The sequence below is a fragment of the Pantoea sp. EA-12 genome, from assembly GCF_030053355.1.
Lineage (GTDB): Bacteria > Pseudomonadota > Gammaproteobacteria > Enterobacterales > Enterobacteriaceae > Pantoea > Pantoea vagans_C.
The window spans coordinates 157775-177039 of record NZ_JASGBY010000009.1; the positions used below are offsets into that span (position 1 = coordinate 157775).

At 57.3% G+C, this 19265-nt stretch carries 17 protein-coding genes; 8 read left to right on the forward strand and 9 right to left on the reverse strand.

Annotated features, from left to right (window positions below; all coding sequences use genetic code 11):
- Positions 1-160 precede the first annotated feature (160 nt).
- Positions 161-1189: a zinc-binding alcohol dehydrogenase family protein gene (locus QMZ30_RS15450; RefSeq protein WP_283228050.1), complete on the reverse strand. Its 1029-nt coding sequence runs from the start codon at positions 1187-1189 to the stop codon at positions 161-163.
- 135 nt (positions 1190-1324) lie between these two features.
- Here QMZ30_RS15450 and QMZ30_RS15455 point away from each other — a divergent pair, with 135 nt between their 5' ends.
- Both QMZ30_RS15455 and QMZ30_RS15460 read left to right on the forward strand, forming a co-directional pair.
- Positions 1325-2227 carry a GntR family transcriptional regulator gene (locus QMZ30_RS15455; RefSeq protein WP_283228051.1) on the forward strand — a complete coding sequence of 301 codons (903 nt, stop codon included), beginning with the start codon at positions 1325-1327 and terminating at the stop codon, positions 2225-2227.
- A 172-nt stretch (positions 2228-2399) separates the two neighbouring features.
- Positions 2400-3752, forward strand: a complete 1353-nt coding sequence (locus tag QMZ30_RS15460) for an MFS transporter (RefSeq protein ID WP_283228052.1) — start codon at positions 2400-2402, stop codon at positions 3750-3752.
- A 60-nt stretch (positions 3753-3812) separates the two neighbouring features.
- Here the strand turns inward: QMZ30_RS15460 and QMZ30_RS15465 are convergent, their stop codons facing one another.
- Together QMZ30_RS15465 and QMZ30_RS15470 are read right to left on the reverse strand one after the other, a co-directional pair.
- Entirely contained in the window at positions 3813-4727 is a 915-nt protein-coding gene (locus QMZ30_RS15465; RefSeq protein ID WP_039333333.1) for a LysR family transcriptional regulator, read from the reverse strand.
- Positions 4728-4729: 2 nt separating this feature from the next.
- Positions 4730-5785 carry a dipeptidase gene (locus tag QMZ30_RS15470; RefSeq protein WP_039333335.1) on the reverse strand — a complete coding sequence of 352 codons (1056 nt, stop codon included), beginning with the start codon at positions 5783-5785 and terminating at the stop codon, positions 4730-4732.
- A 199-nt stretch (positions 5786-5984) separates the two neighbouring features.
- On the opposite strand from QMZ30_RS15470, the gene QMZ30_RS15475 reads away from it, so the two are divergent.
- The 6 genes from QMZ30_RS15475 (at position 5985) to QMZ30_RS15500 (ending at position 12728) form a co-directional block, all read left to right on the forward strand.
- The gene (locus tag QMZ30_RS15475) at positions 5985-7580 is read left to right on the forward strand and encodes an ABC transporter substrate-binding protein (RefSeq protein ID WP_283228053.1); all 1596 of its coding nucleotides are present in this window, start codon (positions 5985-5987) and stop codon (positions 7578-7580) included.
- Complete coding sequence (locus tag QMZ30_RS15480) at positions 7580-8590, forward strand: ABC transporter permease (protein WP_058970160.1); 1011 nt, start codon at positions 7580-7582, stop codon at positions 8588-8590. The genes QMZ30_RS15475 and QMZ30_RS15480 overlap by 1 nt, the downstream gene beginning before the upstream one ends.
- The gene (locus QMZ30_RS15485) at positions 8587-9486 is read left to right on the forward strand and encodes an ABC transporter permease (RefSeq protein ID WP_058970158.1); all 900 of its coding nucleotides are present in this window, start codon (positions 8587-8589) and stop codon (positions 9484-9486) included. Before QMZ30_RS15480 ends, QMZ30_RS15485 begins: the two co-directional genes overlap by 4 nt.
- Complete coding sequence (locus tag QMZ30_RS15490) at positions 9487-10314, forward strand: ABC transporter ATP-binding protein (protein ID WP_039333346.1); 828 nt, start codon at positions 9487-9489, stop codon at positions 10312-10314. It abuts the gene before it with no gap.
- A gap of 150 nt (positions 10315-10464) precedes the next feature.
- A complete protein-coding gene (locus QMZ30_RS15495) occupies positions 10465-11205 on the forward strand; it encodes an ABC transporter ATP-binding protein (RefSeq protein ID WP_283228054.1) in 741 nt (246 codons plus the stop codon).
- Positions 11202-12728, forward strand: a complete 1527-nt coding sequence (locus tag QMZ30_RS15500) for a serine hydrolase domain-containing protein (RefSeq protein ID WP_283228055.1) — start codon at positions 11202-11204, stop codon at positions 12726-12728. The genes QMZ30_RS15495 and QMZ30_RS15500 overlap by 4 nt, the downstream gene beginning before the upstream one ends.
- A gap of 180 nt (positions 12729-12908) precedes the next feature.
- Here the strand turns inward: QMZ30_RS15500 and QMZ30_RS15505 are convergent, their stop codons facing one another.
- The 6 genes from QMZ30_RS15505 to QMZ30_RS15530 all read right to left on the reverse strand — a co-directional run bounded on the left by QMZ30_RS15505 (position 12909) and on the right by QMZ30_RS15530 (position 19253).
- The gene (locus QMZ30_RS15505; RefSeq protein ID WP_283228056.1) at positions 12909-13745 is read right to left on the reverse strand and encodes a fumarylacetoacetate hydrolase family protein; all 837 of its coding nucleotides are present in this window, start codon (positions 13743-13745) and stop codon (positions 12909-12911) included.
- Positions 13746-13827: 82 nt separating this feature from the next.
- Positions 13828-14649: a M55 family metallopeptidase gene (locus QMZ30_RS15510; RefSeq protein ID WP_283228057.1), complete on the reverse strand. Its 822-nt coding sequence runs from the start codon at positions 14647-14649 to the stop codon at positions 13828-13830.
- 87 nt (positions 14650-14736) lie between these two features.
- The gene (locus QMZ30_RS15515) at positions 14737-15795 is read right to left on the reverse strand and encodes a DmpA family aminopeptidase (RefSeq protein WP_283228058.1); all 1059 of its coding nucleotides are present in this window, start codon (positions 15793-15795) and stop codon (positions 14737-14739) included.
- A 2-nt stretch (positions 15796-15797) separates the two neighbouring features.
- Complete coding sequence (locus tag QMZ30_RS15520; protein ID WP_283228059.1) at positions 15798-16682, reverse strand: ABC transporter permease subunit; 885 nt, start codon at positions 16680-16682, stop codon at positions 15798-15800.
- The gene (locus tag QMZ30_RS15525) at positions 16682-17611 is read right to left on the reverse strand and encodes an ABC transporter permease (protein ID WP_039333357.1); all 930 of its coding nucleotides are present in this window, start codon (positions 17609-17611) and stop codon (positions 16682-16684) included. The genes QMZ30_RS15520 and QMZ30_RS15525 overlap by 1 nt, the downstream gene beginning before the upstream one ends.
- Positions 17612-17711: 100 nt before the next feature.
- Complete coding sequence (locus QMZ30_RS15530; protein WP_283228060.1) at positions 17712-19253, reverse strand: glutathione ABC transporter substrate-binding protein; 1542 nt, start codon at positions 19251-19253, stop codon at positions 17712-17714.
- Positions 19254-19265: the final 12 nt, after the last annotated feature.

Here is a 19265-nt window from a genome sequence, read left to right on the forward strand (position 1 = left end):
AGCCGGGACAGGGAATGTCCCGTCTGCGTCGGTCCGTCAGGCTGACGAGAGAAGTGAAGGCACCGCGTGAGCGGCGCGAGGACCGCCGGACCCAAAGCGGCCCTGGCTGGCGTTATCTCATTGACAAAAGTAGCAGGCTATAACCCCGATACGCCCAATCTCAGCGTGCGAAATGAATCACACCCTTAATCAACTCACGATTATTAATCACCTCTGACTCAAAGGTTTCCGCCAGCGTGGAAAAATCGAAATGGCGATTCAGCATGATGTCGGCACGCAGCTGCCCACTCGCCATCAGTTCGCCGACTTTAGCGAAATCTTCATGGGTGGCGTTGCGGCTGCCTAATACGCTGGCTTCGCGTTTGTGGAACTCGATATCCGGGATCACCAGATCGCCTTTGTGCAAGCCAACAAACACAATGGTGCCACCGTGACGAATCAGCTTCACCGCACCGTTCATTGCTGCCGGGCTGCCGGTGGCATCGATCACTTTCGCCGCCAGTCGCCCGCCAAACTCTGCCCGCAAAGCCGCGTCAAAATCTTCGGCCAGGGGATTGAGGGTCGCTAACCCCAGTTTTTGCGCCACATGCTGACGACGCGGTTCGCTGGTATCCGCAACCACCACCTGCGCGCCCGCCGCCGCTGCAATCGCCGCGACGCCCAAACCGATTGGCCCTGCGCCCACCACCAGCACCTGCTCATCCGCTGCTACCGCCGCGCGGCGCACCGCATGGGCGCTGATGGCAAAGGGTTCAATCAATGCCGCCGCTTCCGGCGCCACCTCATCCACGGCCAGCAGATTGCTGGCCGGCACACTGAGAAACTCACAGAAGCCGCCGTCCTGGTGCACGCCAATCACCGAGATATTTTCGCAGCAGTTGGTTTTTCCGCTCAGGCAGGCATCGCATTGCTGGCATGACACATAGGGAATCAGCGCCACACGCTGCCCCACCTTAAAGCCGTTTGCCCGGCTGCCCACTTCAACCACTTCACCACAGAGTTCATGACCCAATACGCGTGGGTAGCTGAAGAACGGTTGATTTCCCGCCCAGGCGTGAATATCGGTGCCACAAATGCCAGCGGCGATGGGTTTAATCAAAATCTCGTGCGCGGCAGGCGTAGGTTTTTCACGCTGCTGCCACACCATGTTGCGCGGCTCGGCAACCACCAGGGTTTTCATTGTTGTCATGGGCTTCTCCTGTGCTGATGTCGCAGTTATGGCGAAAATCAGCGATAACCGCTTTTTGCACCTGCGGAAGTGTGAAGCAGCGCCATTTTTTTGGGCTTTGTGTGGTTTTTAATAAATAAAAAACCGGAGAACCCGATGAGTCGAAGCCAAAATTTGCGCCAGAATGTGATTAATCAAATGCTGGAGGGCATCGCCAAACGTCACATTCGTTCTCCGTTGCCACCGCAAGCAGCGCTGGCTGAAATGTTTAATATCAGCCGCACCACCGTGCGCCACACCCTGCAACATCTGCATGAGCGTGGCGTACTGGATAAAGTCGAAGAGACCTACGTTATCGTACGCGATCCCAGCGAAGACGACGGTTTTAGCGCCCTCAGCCCGCCGATCGATCAGCAGGCGCTGCAGTTCGAGCAGACGTTTTTTAACCTGATAAACCAGCGCCAGCTGATGCCCGGCGACAACTTTAGCGAGTTGCAGCTGGCACAGCAGGTGAAAGCCAGCCCGGTGGTGGTGCGCGAATTTCTGCTGCGCTTTATGCGTTACGATCTGCTGGAACCCGTGAAACGCGGGCACTGGCGCATGAAAAAGTTTGATCAGACTTACGCTGAAAACCTGTTCGAACTGCGTGAAATGCTGGAAACCCATGCCCTGACGCGCTTTCTTAATCTGCCTTCAGAGGATGAGCGCTGGATTCAGGCGCGTGATCTGTTAGATCGCCACCGGGCGATGCGCGACACCATTGCCAGCAACTATCGCCACTTTGCTGCACTGGATAAGGAGATGCATACGCTGATTCTTTCCGCCGCCAACAACCCGTTTTTCAATCAGTCACTGGAAATTATATCGGTGATTTTTCATTCGCATTATCAATGGGATGAGACCGATTTGAAGCAGCGGAATATTGTGGCACTGGAAGAGCATATGGCGATTCTGACAGCCTTGATTAGCCGCCGGGATGTGGAAGCGTTATGCGCCTTGCATAACCATCTCGGCACGGCGAAGTCATCGATGATCCGCTGTATTCGTCAGTACAATTAAAAACCGATTAAAAACCACAAAGCATAAGCGCCCGCACGAATCTGAAACATCCTCGCAACATCCCGATCGGTTTACTTCTAGTCTCCAAAGCAATCCATTGTGGCAGCACCGTTTCGCTGCCGCAGGATCCCAACAGTTGATAACGATAAGACCCCATACCTGGGAGGTTGCAATGGAAAATACATCCGCACGTGGTCGTGATACCGCACCCGCACCTGCTGCAGACGGACAAGATTTTGTCCCGGCACGCAGTGACGTAGTGCGCTCACCGCGCATTAAAAAGATTCAGGTGACGGCGATGTTGCTGCTGCTGTTTGCCGCCATCATTAACTATCTTGATCGCAGTTCGCTGTCGGTGGCAAATATGACCATCCGGGGTGAACTGGGGCTGTCAGCCACCGAGATTGGCGTGCTGCTGTCAGCCTTTTCGCTGGCTTACGGTTTAGCGCAGCTGCCCTGTGGTGCGCTGCTTGATCGTAAAGGGCCACGTATCATGCTGGCACTGGGGATGTTTATCTGGTCACTGTTCCAGGCGGCGGCCGGTCTGGTGCATAACTTCACCCAGTTTGTGCTGGTGCGTATCGGGCTCGGTATCGGTGAAGCGCCGATGAACCCGTGCGGCGTTAAAGTGATCAACGACTGGTTCAACATCAAAGATCGCGGTATGCCGATGGGCATGTTTAACGCCGCCTCGATGATCGGCTTATCCGTTGCGCCTCCGATTCTGGCCGCCATGATGCTGGTCATGGGCTGGCGTGGCATGTTCGTCACCATCGGCGTGCTCGGCATGTTCCTCGCCATCGGCTGGTATCTGATGTATCGCAACCGCGATAACAGCAAACTGAGCGGCGAAGAGATCCACTATTTGCAGGCGGGCAGTGTGGCCTCACGCAAAGAGCCGCTGAGCTTTGCCGAGTGGCGCGGCCTGTTTAAGCAGCGCACCATGTGGGGCATGATGATTGGCTTCAGCGGCATTAACTACACCGCATGGCTCTACATCGCCTGGCTGCCGGGTTATCTGCAATCCACTTATCATCTGGATCTGAAAAGCACCGGTTTGCTGGCGGCGATTCCATTCCTGTTTGGTGCAGCTGGCATGCTGTTGAATGGCTATGTGGTGGATGCACTGGTGCGTCGCGGCATGGATGCGGTGAAAGTACGTAAGGTGTCGATTGTCAGCGGCATGCTGCTGTCTGCGGCCTTCACGACCTTCGTCACCCGCGCCACAGATACCACCAGCGCCGTTACCTTGATCGGTATGGCCCTGTTCTGCATCCACTTTGCCGGGACATCGTGCTGGGGCTTGATTCACGCCAACGTCACCGCGCGAATGACGGCGTCAGTAGGCAGCATCCAGAACTTCGCCAGCTTTGTCTTCGCCTCGTTCGCGCCGGTGATCACCGGTTGGGTGCTGGATACCACAAAATCGTTTAGCCTGGCGCTGATGATCTGCGCTGGTGTAACGGTGGTGGGTGCGCTGGCGTATTTGGTGTTAGTACGTAAACCGATTACGGATGGGGTGTAATCCAGGTGCGCATTCATGCGCACCCTACAGGGATTTCACGTGATTTCGTAGGGTCGGCATTTATGCCGACCTGGTAAAAAACCGCGTTTCACACTGACGTGCAATTTCCCATAACTTGTTGCGAATCACCTGTTTTAACTGCAACGTTGACTGCGATTGCGGCTGATCGCGGCGGCTAATCAGCATCACTTCAAACGGCAGCGGCTGTGCCACCGGCAGTAACTTCAGCTGGTCGGCATAGCGGCAGGCGGTGAACAGATCCACCACGCCGACACCGCCGCCCGCCAGCACCATATCCGCAATCACCGAGTAGGTTTTAATCGACAGTGACACCGCCGGGTCCAGACCTTTATCACGCAGGGCGCGATGCAGCACCCGGCCCAGCGGGTCATGGTTCTGCATCATTAACAGGTTATTGGCGCACAGCCACTCCAGCGTGGCGGGAGCGTTATGGGTGTGGTGCTGCGGCAATAACGCCACCATCGAGGATTGAAACAGCGGCTCCGCGAGCAAATCGGCATCTACCTGCTGACCAAACACCAGTGCAAAATCGAGCTGATTATCCATGATCATCTGGCACAGCGTACTGAAGTGTTCAGTCACTAACTCCACGCTCACCGACGCCGCTTGTTGACGCCAGTTCACCAGCGCCGGGGCTAACACCATCTGACCAAAAGCATGTGCCGCACCGACACGGACAATTTGTCCCTCGCCGCGTCGCAGCTGCTCGGTTAGCTGGGTAATCGACTGCAAACGCTGGTAGAGATCTTCCACTTCCGGCAGCAAACGCCGCCCTTCTGCGGTAACAATCATCCCTTGCGCCCGCCGCTCAAACAACGCGAAACCGAGTTGCTGTTCGGCATGATTCAGCACGCGGCTGACATTCGGCTGCGACACATTCAGCAATCGCGCCGCCGCACTGATGCTGCCGGTCTGCACAATCGCCTGAAACACTTCAATATGACGCAGCCGCATGATTATTCGCCCCAGGTGGCTTCGAGCACCCGCAGCCAGTTGCCATGGCAGATTTTTTCCAGCAGCTCACGCGAATAACCGCGTGCCGCCAATGCGTTGACGATCAACGGGAAACCGGCGACATCTTTCATATCCCCCGGCATGGTCGCGCCATCCAGATCAGAGCCAAAGCCCACGCCATCTTCGCCGACTTTTTCCAGCAGATATTCCACGTGCTGCACGATGGCATCAACGGTGGTCGGTGCATGGCGGTCGCCATCTTCCCGCAGGAACGGCACTGCGAAGTTAACGCCAACAAAGCCGTGGGTTTCTTTAATCGCCGCCAGTTGACGATCGGTGAGGTTGCGCGATTGCGCGCTAATAACATGGGCATTGGAGTGGCTCGCCACCAGCGGGGCATCACTGATTTCCGCGGTATGCCAGAAGCCTTTTTCATCCATGTGCGACAGATCAACCATGATGCGGCGGCGATTACAATCGCGCACCAGCTGCTTGCCCGCTGCCGTCAAACCGTTGCCGATATCCGGTGATGAGGGGTAAAGGAACGGCACGCCATCCCCAAACTGATTCGGACGGCTCCACAGCGGCCCCAAAGTACGCAAGCCGCTGGCATAGAGAATATCCAGCAGCTCACCATGAGTATCGAGCGCTTCGGCCCCTTCCACATGCATCACCACCGCCAGCACGCCTTTCGCCATGCACTCGCGGATGTCGCGCGCGCTGCGGCAAATTTTCACCTGCCCTGCAGAAGCCTGCTCAATACGCAGCAGCAGCGCCAGCATCGAAAAAGTCGCCTCACGCGCAGCGCCAATAATTTCCTGAGGAAAATCTGAGAGGTCTGGCGCACTTCTTGCAATCAGAGGGTGTGACGGCACCCAGGTGGCAAAAATCCCACCTACCATATTTCCTTGGCGGATACGGGGAAGATCCATCTGGCCACGGCCAGTGCCCTGCAGAAATGCCTGCACCGCATCAGGCTGATGGTGCTGCCACAGTTTATTGAGCACATCGTTGTGACCGTCAAAGACCGGTATGTCGAGGTTAAGCGTGTCAGACATGTTGTATCGGTTCCATGTTCGGGAGAAAGCGCAAGCGCTGCCAATTAGCGGGGCAGGTTGCACCAAAAAGAGGCAAGCATTCAAGCGTGAAACAATTGACTTAATCCCATTATTAATCCCCCTGCACACGGGGAAAGTCAAGACATAAAAGAGCAAAATAAAATAATTTAATTTTAATAATCAATAACTTGGAGTTGTCATGGTAACCAGAAGACGTTTTCTCGCAGGATGCGCAGCCGTACCTGCTTTTTCTTATCTCAGCCTCAACACCGCGTTTGCCGATACTCCGCCCAGCATGTTGGTAATGGCCATGCAGCTCGACAACATCACCAGCCTCGACCCCCATGAAAGCTTCGAAGCCACTGGCGGGCAGATTTGCGGCAACATGTACCAGCGCTTGGTCACCCCCGACCCTCAAAAAGCGGATAAGGTCATCGGTCAGTTAGCAAAAAGCTGGGATGTCAGCAGCGATAACGCCACTTACACCTTCCACCTCGATCCGGCGGCAAAATTCGCCGACGGTACGCCACTGACGGCAGAAGACGTCGCCTATTCGATTGAACGTATCGTTAAACTGGATAAAAGCCCGGCCTTTATCATCAACCAGTTTGGCTTCACCAAAGACAACGTCACCCAGATGGTGACGGCGAAAGATGCCCATACCGTAGAAATGAAACTTGGCGCACCGGCAGCAGAAACCTTCCTGCTGTATTGCCTGTCCGCCACCGTGGGCAGCATCGTGTCTAAGAAAGCCTGTGAAGCCAATCAGCAGAACAATGACTTTGGTAATGTCTGGCTGAAGCAGCACAGCGCCGGTTCGGGAGCTTTCACCCTGCGCACCTGGAAAGCCAGTGAGACGGTGATTCTGGAGCTGAGCCCGCAATATGCCGCGCAGAGCAAGATTAAGCGCGTGATCCTCAAGCACATTGCTGACCCTGCCGCACAGGCGTTGATGGTGAAGAAAGGCGATGTCGATGCGGCTTACGATCTGACGACTGAACAACTTTTGCCGCTGAAAAACGACAGCAGCGTGTCTCTGGTGAATCAATCGCTGTCGGCCATCATGCTGATGTCGTGCAACACCAATAACGAATACCTGAAAAATCCTCAAGTGTGGCAGGCACTGAAGTGGGCGCTGGACTACGACAGCATCCAGAAAAACATCCTGTCGATGAGCTTTATCACCCATCAAAGTTTCCTGCCGAGTGGCTTCCCCGCCGCGCTGGACGACACGCCATTCCACAAAGATGTGGCGAAAGCCAAGTCACTGCTGGCAGAAGCGGGTTATCCGAACGGCTTCGAGATCACCCTCGACCACTACTCCATGCAGCCTTACCCGGATATTGCCCAGGCCATTCAGACGCAGCTGGGTGCGATTGGCATCAAAGTGTCGCTGATTGCCGCCGAGAACCGTCAGGTGTTGACCAAAATGCGTGCCCGTCAGCATCAGTTGGCGCTCACCGTGTGGGGTGCAGACTATTTCGATCCTAACTCCAACACCGAAGCTTTCTGCGTCAATACCGATAACAGCGACAACGCACGTGCGCGTACCCTGGCATGGCGCTGCAGTTGGTCTGATGAAGAGTTTAATAAGCTGACAGAACAGGCGCTGCACGAGCCGGATCCGGCCAAACGCATCGCGCTCTATCAGCAGATTCAGCAGTTAGGCCGTGAGAAGAGTCCGTTTATCTTCATGATGCAGAAGACCAAAAACGTCGCCTGCGGCAAGAATATCAAAGATGTACACATGACCGTGCTGGAGCAGTGGCCGTATGATCAGGTGAAAAAAGCCTGATGCCATTACTGAAAAAAATCGTCAGCACTCTGGGAAGCCTGGTGCTGACGCTGTTTGGTTTGTCGGTACTGACCTTCTTTATTGGTCGCGTGATGCCCACCGATCCGGTGCTGGCGGCGGTGGGTGATAACGCACCGCAGTCGGTAGTGGATCGCGTGCGGGTGGAAATGGGACTGGATCAGCCCCTCTACATTCAGTTTGGCCATTACCTCAACCAGCTGTTACATGGCGATCTGGGGAGATCGATTCTGACCTCGAATCCGGTCACCACCGATATTGCGCGCTTTTTCCCCGCCACCATGGAGCTGGCCACGGCCGCGATCATTATCGCGGCGCTGATCGGTATTCCGCTCGGCGTGTGGGCGGCAGTGCGGCAGAGCACCTGGGTGGATCAAACCATTCGCGTGGTGTGCCTGGCGGGACACTCGCTGCCGGTGTTCGTGCTGGCATTACTTAGTCTGCTGGTGTTCTACGCCGTGTTGGGCATTGCGCCCGGCCCAGGTCGGCAGGACATTATCTGGCAGGATATGGTGCCGCAGGTCACCGGATTCCTCACCATCGACTCACTGCTGGCAGGTGAGACCGATGCCTTCTGGGATGCGCTGGCGCACATGGCGCAGCCGGTGTTAATCCTCGCTTACTTCAGCATGGCCTACATCACGCGTATGACGCGCACCTTCATGCTCAATGCATTGAGCGGCGAGTTCGTGATCACCGCGCGTGCCAAGGGATTATCATCACGCCGGGTGATTTGGCGGCATGCGTTTCCTACCGTGGCCGTGCAGCTGGTGACCGTGCTGGCGCTGACCTATGCCGGTTTGCTGGAGGGTGCGGTGGTGACGGAAAACGTCTTTGCCTGGCCGGGTCTCGGCCAGTATCTCACCACTTCTCTGATGAACGCCGACATGAACCCTGTAGTGGGTGCAACGCTCCTGGTGGGCACGGTGTATGTGCTGCTCAACCTGCTGGCTGACCTTCTTTATCGACTTTGGGACCCGCGCGTAAAATGATCTTCTTCTCTCGTGACTGGCTGTTGGATGACACGCCAGCGAATCGCCGTCAGGCGGTGTGGGGCCGTCGTTATCGCCTGTGGCTCAGTCTGCGCAGCAACCCGCTGGCGATGGCTGGATTAGCGGTGATTGCCGTGATGCTACTGCTGGCGCTGTTTGCGCCGTGGTTAACGCCATTTGACCCCAGTGTACAGCATCTGGATAACCGCTTAGCCGCGCCGTCTGCGGCTCACTGGCTCGGCACCGATGAGCTGGGCCGTGATGTCTGGACGCGTATTATCTACGGCGGACGCACCACGCTGGGCATGGTGATCGCGGTGGTGGTGCTGACCGCCCCGCTCGGCCTGTTGATTGGCTGTATCGCCGGTTATGCCGGGGGGATTGTCGATAAAGCCTTGATGCGTATTACCGATATCTTCCTCGCCTTTCCGCGTTTGATTCTGGCGCTGGCGTTTGTCGCCGCTCTCAAGCCCGGCGTGGAGAGTGCGATTCTGGCGATTGCCTTAACCGCCTGGCCACCGTATGCCCGTCTGGCGCGTGCGGAAACCCTGCAGTTCCGCCACAGCGATTTTATCGCCGCCAGTCGGCTGACCGGTGCCTCGCCAATGCGCATTATCCTGCGCCACATTATGCCGTTGTGTGTGCCGAGCCTGATTGTGCGCATCACGCTGGATATGAGTTCCATCATCATCACTGCCGCCAGCCTGGGCTTCCTTGGTATGGGCGCACAGCCCCCTTCGCCTGAATGGGGCACGATGATTGCCACCGCACGCCGCTTCCTGTTCAGCGAGTGGTGGGTGCCGCTGATGCCATGTATCGCGATTTTCCTGACCTCACTGGCGTTTAACTTTCTCGGCGACGGTCTGCGTGATGTGCTGGATCCCAAGGAGCGCTAAATGTTGGTGGAAATTGAAAACCTGCGTATTGCGTTTCGCAGTCGCACGGAAACCTTTGAAGCGGTCCGCGGCGTGAGTTTTAGCGTCGGCCGCGAGAAGTTCGCCATCGTTGGCGAGAGTGGTTCGGGCAAATCCCTGACCGCACGCAGCCTGATGCAGCTCCTGCCCGGCAACGCCGAAGTGAACGCCGATGTGCTGCGTTTCGATGGTATTGATCTGCGCGGTGCCAGCGAGAAAGTGCTGCGTCAGATTCGCGGTAAGCGCGTGGGCTTTATCCTGCAGGACCCAAAATATTCGCTCAATCCGGTTATGACCATTGGACAGCAGATTGCTGAAGCCTGGCGCGAGCACAAAGGCGGCAGCCGCAAAGCCGCGATGTTGGCGGCGATTGACCTGCTGGAGCAGGTGAAGATTCGTGATGCAGCCGCAGTGGCGAAGCGCTACCCGCATGAAGTGTCGGGCGGCATGGGCCAGCGCGTGATGATTGCCATGATGCTGGCACCGGACCCGGAATTGCTGATTGCGGATGAACCCACCAGCGCACTGGATGCCACGGTGCAGGCGGAGATCCTCAAGTTGATTGACGATCTGGTGTCGGCGCGCGGTATGGGGTTGATCTTGATCAGCCACGATCTGCCGCTGGTGTCGCACTTTTGCGATCGCGTGGCGGTGATGTATGCCGGACGGATCGTCGAGCTGCTGGAGGCCGGGCAATTACAGCAGGCGCAGCATCCGTATACGCGCGGGTTGCTGGCCTGTTTGCCGTCGTTGAAACATCCTCGCGAGCGTTTGCCGGTACTACAGCGCGATGCGGCGTGGCGGGAATAATCCAGGCCTGGTAACACGGTCGCCATAAATGCCGCCCCTACAAACCCGTAGGGTGCGCATTTCTGCGCACTTGGCCAATGACCGCACGGGCCACGATGACGTATTAATGCGCACCGTGACAAAGAACATTCAGAATTAACAGGCAACTTCATGATTCAAATCGATAACCTGCGCATTGCTTTCGGCGTGCACCAGGTGGTGAAAGATGTCAGCTTTGCCGTCGCGAACGGCGAAAGCTTTGGCATGGTCGGCGAAAGCGGCTCGGGAAAATCCACCATTTTACGCGCGCTTGCTGGGCTGAATGCCGACTGGCAAGGCAGTATGCAGTTTGGCGGCATGCAGCTGAGTGCTAAACGCAGCCGCGCCTTCTATCGCCAGGTGCAGATGGTGTTTCAGGACCCGTTCGGTTCGCTGCATCCGCGTCAAACCATTGATCGCATTCTGCATGAGCCGTTATTGGTACATCAGCTTGATCGCGCGGAGCAGCGCATCAGCCAGGCATTAAGTGAAGTTGGCCTGCCTGCCGCCGTGCGTTTCCGCTACCCGCATCAACTGTCGGGCGGCCAGCGCCAGCGTGTGGCGATCGCCCGCGCCCTGATCGCCGAGCCGGAAGTGCTGCTGCTGGATGAACCGACCTCCGCGCTGGATGTGTCGGTACAGGCTGAAATCCTCAATTTACTCAGCGATCTACGCTCTGAGCGCAAACTCACTTACATTATGGTGACGCATAACCTCGCGGTGGTGACGCATCTGTGTCAACGCATTGGGGTGATGCAGCAGGGTGAGATGGTGGAGCAACTGAGCGCAGAGGATTTGCGCGCGCGGCGCATCCAACATCCGCATACCGCTCAACTCTTCGATCTCAGCATGACGCTGGAGGAACCGGCATGACCGCAAACTGGCAACAGGCCGCAGAGGTGGCACAACAGATTACCCAAAGCTGGCAGCAGCCAGGCGCGCCGGGCGGCGCCATGGTACTGTTTGATGCCCATCAGATTCACTCCACCCACTGCGCCGGGCTGGCCGACTTAGCCCAGCAAACGCCCTTCAGCGCTGACAGCGTGGTGCGATTTGCCTCGATCACCAAGCATCTGTTTGCCGCCCTGGTGACCGGGCCAGGCCGTCGCTACCTGCAACTGGAAGATACGCTTGCCCAGCATCTGCCGCAGCTCACCGGGGCTAACGGCCAGATTACCGTCGGCCAGGCGCTGGATATGAGCAGCGGCTTGCCTGACGTGCGTGAAACCCTGTCGCTGCTGGGATTGTCGGTGTACAACGCCACCAGCGCCGCAGAGTTACTGGATTTTATCGCGCAGGAAGGCGACCTCAATTACGCGCCCGGCAGCGAGATTTCATACACCAACACGGGCTATCGTCTGGTGGAGGAAGCGCTCAAAGCCAAAGGGGTGTTGTTCAACGATCTGCTGCAACAGTATGTGTGTGAGCCGCTGGATATCAATTTGATCGCGCCGGAAACCTGGTTTGATGTCGTGCCGGGGCTGGTGCCGGGATACTGGCAAAACGGCGCACAGTGGCAGCTCGCCAGCGCGGGTTTGCATCTTTCTGCCTCTGGCAGTGTCACGGGCAGCATCCACCATCTGACGCGCTGGCTGCAAAGCTTGCTGGCCGACAACGGTGCAGGCGCGGGCGTGCTGCAGCGCCTGACCGCACCACGCAGCCTGAATGATGGCCGCATCAGCGGCTATGGGCTGGGCATCACCAGCACTACGTTGGGCAGCCAGACGCTGTTTGGCCACGGTGGATCGCATGCCGGATATAAAAGTTATTTCTTGCTGCATCCGGAGTTGAAACTGGGTGTGGCGATTGTCGCGAACCGCGAGGATGTCGCGACCTCGGAAAGCGCCCTGCGCGTGATGGCGGCGCTGCTTAATCGTACACTGCCGGAGAAAGGGCACGATCTCACGCCTGGCCTGTATGTGGCGGAAGACGCCGCCGACTGGCTGGAGATCAACGGCGTGACAGCGACCTGGCTCGGTGCCGGTGAAACCTTATGGCGTGCCGATGCGCATGGCGATGCGGTCTCACTCTCCAGCACGTTTCCGATGCAGTTACGCCATGCTGGCACAGCGATTGTCGGTGAAATTGGTCATGCACCGCGTCGTTTTGTGCCGGTGCAGGCAGACCGTGCCAGCCTTGAGCAAATGCAAGGCCGCTGGTTTGCACAGCCGTGGCGCAGCGAGATGGTGATTGAAGGCGACAGCCTCATCATGGGCATCGGCCCGGCGGCGATACGCGCCAGCTTGCAATCGTTGGGAGGTGGTCGGGTGTTAGCCACCGCGCAGGACGGACCGTGGGAGAAGCGGTTTGTGATATCGCGCGAAGGCGAAGCGCTGCGGCTGCAGTTGAACCGCAGCCGCGTGGTGAGATTTTTACAGACAGCACGCCCTAAATAATTCGAGTTGCAGCACAAAAGTGCCTTACGGCGCTTTTGAACAGCGCTTGCGCTGGCCCACAGGGTGAGGCCGAAGGCCGAATCACGCGGCAAGTGGGAGAATCCCCAGGAGCTTACATGAGTAAGTGACTGGGGTGAGCACACGCAGTCAACGCAGCTGCGGCTCGAAGTATGACGGGCGCTAGGCTACGTAATGATGTAGACGGCCAATCTTCTCAATTTCCACTTCTATCTCATCACCCGGGAACATAAACAGCGGTGGCGTGCGCTTTTTCCCCACGCCGCCCGGTGAACCGGTGATGATCACATCACCTGGCGACAGTGGACTGAACGCAGAGATATATTCGATGATTTTCGCCACCGGATGCACCATGCTGGCGGTGGTGTCGTTCTGCACTTCACGCTTATTTAACCAGGTTTTAATCGCCAGCTGCTGCGGATCGGGGATCTCATCCGCGGTGGTCATCCACGGACCAAAGCCGCCGGTCTGCTGCCAGTTTTTCCCGGCGGTAAACCAGGTGAACTGCATGTCACGCACTGTGGCATCCATAAAGCAGCTGTAACCGGCCACGTACTGCAGGGCATCCGCAGCTTTGACCTGATAAGCTGCTTTACCGATGATCACCGCCAGCTCACCTTCGTAATCGAACTCTTGGGTAGTGGCCGGTTTCAGCAGCGGCTGCTCATGTCCCGCCAGTGAATCAGCAAAACGGACAAACAGCGTCGGGGCTTCAATAGTCTCCGCAAACTCTTTGCGTTTGTCAGCGTAGTTCATGCCAACACAGAACACTTTGCCAGGATTTTCTACCACTGGCAGGAAGCGGATCGCGCTGAACGGGTAATCAACCGGCTGTGTGCGAAAAGCCTCGAGGTCGCTTAGCGCGCCGCGTTGCAACAAAGATTTCAGGTCTGGGCATTCGCTGCCAAGGCGAAAACCGAGGTCAATGACGCCATCACTTAAGGCGATTCCGTAACTTTTTCTTTCCTGGTCAATAAGATAAAAACTGCAGAGCTGCATGACTGCCTCGTTGTTATATATAAATTGCGCGCAGGTTACCAAAAGCCAGCAGGAAATGCGGTACGACCTGCAAAGAATATGCCTACGACTGCGTACTCGCCAGATAGGAGAATGCACTGAGCAGGCTGATCAAGGTGCCCATCTGATCGGCACGATACCCAACGGTCACCGCATCGATGCGCGTCACACCGGGAATCAAACTGAATAAATCCGCTAATACCGGTTTGCTGGCCTGTAATTGCATCTCATAGGGTGCCGTGAGGCGTGTGGTGCTGACCTGGCGGGCGCGCTGTACGGCGGCCGTGGCGGCATGGCGAATGGCATGCTGTGCCGCCTGCGGGCTGATGGATTCGGCGCAGGTATGGGAAATCGCGCGTTTCACGCAGACGTAATCCACTGACGGATAGTGCTCCGCTATCCAACCCTGCAGCTGATCATCACCACTGACTAACCACAGCGGCGTACCCTGCTCGGCAGCGGCAGCGGCATAAATATCGCTTTCCCCCATCACTTTACCGTTGATGTGGATACGCCAGAACGCACGGCCATTGATGGTGTGAGCCAGTACGCCGGGTTCACCCGCCGCGCTGTGATAGCCGATAAAAAATAGGCCATCAAACGGCTGCTGCTCAATGCCATCCACCATCGATAAACCGCGCGGTTTGCCCTGCACCATACGCGCGCGGGGATCGATGTTTTCCGCACGCAGGTTGGTCATTTGCGCGTGGCTGTCTGCGACCACCACTTCGGTGGCACCGCCTGCGAAGGCTCCATCGATGGCGGCATTCACTTCCTGTTCCATCAGCCCACGCGCCAGCTGGTACTCCGCATGGCCGGGCGAGCACTGCTCCGGACGCATCACGCCCGCAATACCTTCGATATCGGCAGAGATAAAGATTTTCATGAGGTTATGTTAGTTCCGTGCGGTGATGAACAAGGTCGCCATAAATGGCGACCCTACGGGTATCACATGTTTTTGTAGGGGCGGCATTTATGCCGACCGAGGTGTCGTCGCCAGTTTATCCAGTACTTCCGTCAATGACGGTCGGTGATGCCCGCGAAAACCGCTGACCGCCTCAGCGCTCAATAAGGCATCTAACACCGCGTGTTCAGTAGCATCGGCGGCGGCGGCAAGCAGCGGTTCCAGCGCGGCGTCTTCCGGCGGCTGTGGCGTGGTTTGAGTGGAAAAAGCCACGGCGATATCACCGGATCCATGTCCCCAATAGCTGCCCAAACGCCCTAACCCCGCTCCGGCGCGTTTAGCGATACGCTTCAACTGGCGTGCATCCAGCGCGGCATCGGTGGCCATGATAATGATGATGGAGCCGGCGTCACGCTGCGGCGTCAGCTCTGGCAACAACGGGGCAATCATCTCGCCAAGGCGCACACCATCAAGCGTCAGGGCAGTGAGCGCACCAAAATTGGCCAGCACCAGCACGCCGAGCGTGGCATTTAGTGAAGGAATAAGGCGAGATGCGCTGCCGATACCGCCTTTCAGACTGAAACAGCTCATGCCGCGCCCCGCTCCGACGCTGCCACGCACGAAATCGGTTTGGGCGGAATCCAGTGCCTGCTGCGCCATGGCTTCGGTCACGGCTAATGCCTGAATATCATTCAGCCAGCCGTCGTTGCACTCCAGCGCTAACGGGTTCACCGTCGGCAGGCTGCGGCCCAGCTCCGGGTTGCGGCTGATGGCATCACGCACCAGGGTGGTAAACAGCGTGCCCACCGCCAGCGTATTGCTCAGTAAAATCGGGGTTTGCAGTACACCTAACTCTTCCACTTGCACCAGTCCAACCGGCTTGGCGAAACCGTTAAATACCGTCGCACCGCAGGGTAATGGGTTGAGGAACAGGTTGTCGCCGGGCGGCACAATTGCCGTGACGCCGGTTTGCGTCTCGCCGTTGTCCACGGTGTGATGACCGACGCGCACGCCGGGCACATCGCTGATGCGATTGGTCGGGCCACAGGCACTGCGCGGTTGTCCCAGCTGTCGCTCACTGCGCCAGCGTTGCAGCAGCAAGTCGCGCTGCAGTTGTTGAAAATCCATGTTTAGCTCTTCAGTTTGGGATCGAGCGTATCGCGCAGCGCATCACCCAGCAGGTTGAATGCCAGCACGGTAATAAAGATCGCCAGGCCGGGGAAGACGCTGACGTGCCATAAGCCCGCCATCATCATGCTGCGGCTCATCGCCAGGTTATTTCCCCACTCAGGCACATCGGGTTCTGGACCGAGGCCGATAAAACTCAAGCCCGCCGCCGTCAGAATACTGGTGCCGATACGCATGGTGAAATAGACAATTACGTTCGAGAGCGTGCCGGGCAGAATGTGGCGCAGCAGAATCACCCGATCTGGCGCGCCCGCGCACCGCACCGCTTCGACATAAGCCGCTTGTTTTAGCGACAAGGTGGAGGCGCGCACAATGCGGGCAAACACCGGGACGCTAAACACCGCCACGGCAATGATCACATTATTCAGCCCCGGACCGAGAATCGCCACCACCGCAATTGCCAGCAGCATGCCCGGGAAAGCGAACAGCACATCAGCACCGCGCATGATGAGCATATCCACCCAGCGGCCGTAATAGCCCGCCAGCAAGCCGAAGAACACACCGACTACCATGCCCAACGTCACCGACAGCACGCCGACATACAGCGAAATGCGCGCACCATAAATGATGCGGCTTAGCAGGTCGCGTCCCAGTTCATCGGTGCCCATCCAGTGTGCCGCAGAAGGCGGTGATGACAGCGCCATCCAGTCCGGTGCCATCGGGTCCCAGGGTGCCAGCCAGGGGGCAAAAATCGCCACCAGCACCAGCAACAAGACAAAACCGCCTGACACCAGCGCCAGCGGGTTGCGCACGAAGGCGTGCAGAAAATCGCGCCACGGCGAGCGAATGCTCTGAGGTAATGCGGCAGACAGAGATTGTGTACTCATCACGACTCCTGGCGCAGGCGAATGGCTGGGTTGACCACGGCGTAAAGCAGATCCACCAGCAGGTTAATCACAATAAATTCAAACACGAACAGCATCACCAGCGCCTGAATCACCGGTTGATCCTGGGCTTTGATCGACTCGATCAATAGCCAACCCAATCCCGGCCAGTTGAAGACACTCTCCACCACGATCGATCCACCGAGCAGAAAACCGAACTGCAGACCCAACATGGTGATCACCGGGATCAGTGCGTTACGCATCACGTGTTTCCACGTTACCAGCCGATTGCGTAACCCTTTGGCCTTGGCGGTACGCACATAATCTTCCTGCGCCACTTCAAGGAAGGCGGAACGGGTGAAGCGCGCCATCACGGCGGCCACGGAGGAGCCGAGGGTGATGGCGGGCAGAATGATGTCACTGGCTTTATTGAAACCACTGACCGAAAACAGACCAAACGGCATGGCGACGAACTGGATCAGCAATAACCCCAGCCAGAAGGTCGGCATTGAGATACCGCCCACAGCGACGCTCATTAGCGTCCAGTCCTGCCACTTTCCGCGTTTAAGCGCCGCGAAAACGCCGAGGAACAAGCCGAGGATCACTGACCAGGCAAACCCTGCCAGCGCCAGCCACAGCGTAGGCATAAAGCCCTGTTTGATGACGTCCAGCACCGGCTGTTGGGTGCGATAGGTCACACCAAGATCGCCACGCAGTAATCCACCGATCCAGTTAACGTACTGCTGCGGCAACGGATCGTTGAGACCGAGATGCTGGCGTGCGGCTTCGACCGCTTCGATTGGCGCATCAGGTCCGGCGTAAATGCGCGCCGGATCGCCCGGCAGCAACTTGATAAAGCCGAACACCAGCAGCGAGACCACCAGCAGGACGGGGATCATCTCCAGCAGGCGACGAATGATGTATGCGAACATGCGCTTCCTTTATGGTGAGTGCGGTCGGTATTCAGGTGCGCATAAATGCGCACCCTACAAAGTAGGGTCGCCATTTATGGCGACCAATACCCGCATCGCCTTACTTAAATGCCGCTTGGGTATAGAGGAAATTGCCATCCGGCAGCATCGAAACGCCGCTCAGGTTGCTGCGTTTACCCACCAGGTTATCTGGCGTGCCGAGGAAGGCGACAGGTGCATCTTTCCACAGCAGTTTCTGCGCTTCGGCATAGGCTGTGCTGCGCTTGGCCGGATCGGCCGTGGCTAAACCACCGGCAATGGCTTTATCCACATCCGGGTTGCTGAAGTAGGAAACGTTATACGAGGTTGGCACCCAGGATTCGGTGGCATACAGCGGACGCAGTGCCCAGTCTGCATCGCCGGTCGAGGTTGACCAGCCACCGTAGTAAAGGTCAAATTCTGCCTGCTTCGGATCTTTCACGCCCCACAGCTTGGCGTTGCGCGTGCCGGAATCCATTGGCGTCACGGTGGCGCGAATGCCGACAGTCGCCAGCTGCGCTTTCAATACCTGTGCTGCACGCACGCTGGCGGTGGCATTGGTGGTCCAGAGTTTAAGATCCAGCCCGTTCGGGTATCCCGCCTCTTTTAGCAGTGCTTTGGCTTGATCGACGGAATAGCGGTAGTTTGGCTCAGTCTGCTTCTGGTAGAACTGCACCCCCTCTGGCATCGCAGAGGTAGCCGCTTTACCCATACCGGCGAACGCCACTTTCAGCCACAGATCGCGGTCGATGGCGTAGTTAATCGCCTGGCGCACTCGCACGTCGGCCAGCGGTTTATGCTGGGTGTTGATCGCCATGTAATAGAGGTAAATGCTCGGATCGCGCTGGATCGCCAATTTGCTGTCGCTCTGCACGGTGGCGATCAGATCCGATGGCAGTGGCCAGATCGCATCGACCTGTCCTGATTTCAGCGCCGCTACGCGCGTTGCGTCTTCTGGGCTCGGTGAGAAGGTCACTTTATCCACCTTCGGCCAGCCTTTCTGCCAGTAGCCATCATACTTCACCAGCGAAACCGCTTTGCCTGGCTGCCACTCGACGAACTTGAACGGGCCAGTGCCGACCGGATGTAAGCGCAACTGGGCTTCTTCTGGATACTGCTTGAGGATCGCCGGGCTCCACATCACCGCCGACGGGTGCGCCAGAGTGTTGATAAACGCACCAAAGGATTGGTTGAGATCGATTTTCACCTGATCCGGTGCCAGCACCGTGACCTTGGCAATCATCTTATAGAGGCTATTACGCTTCAGCCCTTTGGTTTGATCGGCCAGGCGATCAAGGTTGGCTTTTACTGCTTCGGCATCAAAAGGCGTACCGTCCTGGAAGGTGACGCCTTTACGCAGCGTCAGGGTAAATTCGGTGGCGGTATCATTGCTGGTGTAATTGGTCGCCAGCCAGGGTTGCAGCTTCATCTTCGCATCAAACTGGAACAGACGTTCAAAGATACCGCTCTGTACGGAGTAGCTGACGTTGTCCGAGGTATCATGCGGGTCCAGCCCGGTGATATCTGCATACATTGAGATGCGCAGATCCTGCGCCTGCGCGGCAGCAGCCAGCGCGAGGGTCAATCCAACAGCCAGTGAAGCACGGCGAAAATTCGATTTCATGAAATCTCCTGG

Excerpts from the sequence above, each read along its gene's own strand:
- QMZ30_RS15450 (WP_283228050.1), bottom strand. The coding sequence starts at position 1,189 with ATGACAACAATGAAAACCCTGGTGGTTGCCGAGCCGCGCAACATGGTG.
- QMZ30_RS15455 (WP_283228051.1), top strand. The coding sequence starts at position 1,325 with ATGAGTCGAAGCCAAAATTTGCGCCAGAATGTGATTAATCAAATGCTG.
- QMZ30_RS15460 (WP_283228052.1), top strand. The coding sequence starts at position 2,400 with ATGGAAAATACATCCGCACGTGGTCGTGATACCGCACCCGCACCTGCT.
- QMZ30_RS15465 (WP_039333333.1), bottom strand. The coding sequence starts at position 4,727 with ATGCGGCTGCGTCATATTGAAGTGTTTCAGGCGATTGTGCAGACCGGC.
- QMZ30_RS15470 (WP_039333335.1), bottom strand. The coding sequence starts at position 5,785 with ATGTCTGACACGCTTAACCTCGACATACCGGTCTTTGACGGTCACAAC.
- QMZ30_RS15475 (WP_283228053.1), top strand. The coding sequence starts at position 5,985 with ATGGTAACCAGAAGACGTTTTCTCGCAGGATGCGCAGCCGTACCTGCT.
- QMZ30_RS15480 (WP_058970160.1), top strand. The coding sequence starts at position 7,580 with ATGCCATTACTGAAAAAAATCGTCAGCACTCTGGGAAGCCTGGTGCTG.
- QMZ30_RS15485 (WP_058970158.1), top strand. The coding sequence starts at position 8,587 with ATGATCTTCTTCTCTCGTGACTGGCTGTTGGATGACACGCCAGCGAAT.
- QMZ30_RS15490 (WP_039333346.1), top strand. The coding sequence starts at position 9,487 with ATGTTGGTGGAAATTGAAAACCTGCGTATTGCGTTTCGCAGTCGCACG.
- QMZ30_RS15495 (WP_283228054.1), top strand. The coding sequence starts at position 10,465 with ATGATTCAAATCGATAACCTGCGCATTGCTTTCGGCGTGCACCAGGTG.
- QMZ30_RS15500 (WP_283228055.1), top strand. The coding sequence starts at position 11,202 with ATGACCGCAAACTGGCAACAGGCCGCAGAGGTGGCACAACAGATTACC.
- QMZ30_RS15505 (WP_283228056.1), bottom strand. The coding sequence starts at position 13,745 with ATGCAGCTCTGCAGTTTTTATCTTATTGACCAGGAAAGAAAAAGTTAC.
- QMZ30_RS15510 (WP_283228057.1), bottom strand. The coding sequence starts at position 14,649 with ATGAAAATCTTTATCTCTGCCGATATCGAAGGTATTGCGGGCGTGATG.
- QMZ30_RS15515 (WP_283228058.1), bottom strand. The coding sequence starts at position 15,795 with ATGGATTTTCAACAACTGCAGCGCGACTTGCTGCTGCAACGCTGGCGC.
- QMZ30_RS15520 (WP_283228059.1), bottom strand. The coding sequence starts at position 16,682 with ATGAGTACACAATCTCTGTCTGCCGCATTACCTCAGAGCATTCGCTCG.
- QMZ30_RS15525 (WP_039333357.1), bottom strand. The coding sequence starts at position 17,611 with ATGTTCGCATACATCATTCGTCGCCTGCTGGAGATGATCCCCGTCCTG.
- QMZ30_RS15530 (WP_283228060.1), bottom strand. The coding sequence starts at position 19,253 with ATGAAATCGAATTTTCGCCGTGCTTCACTGGCTGTTGGATTGACCCTC.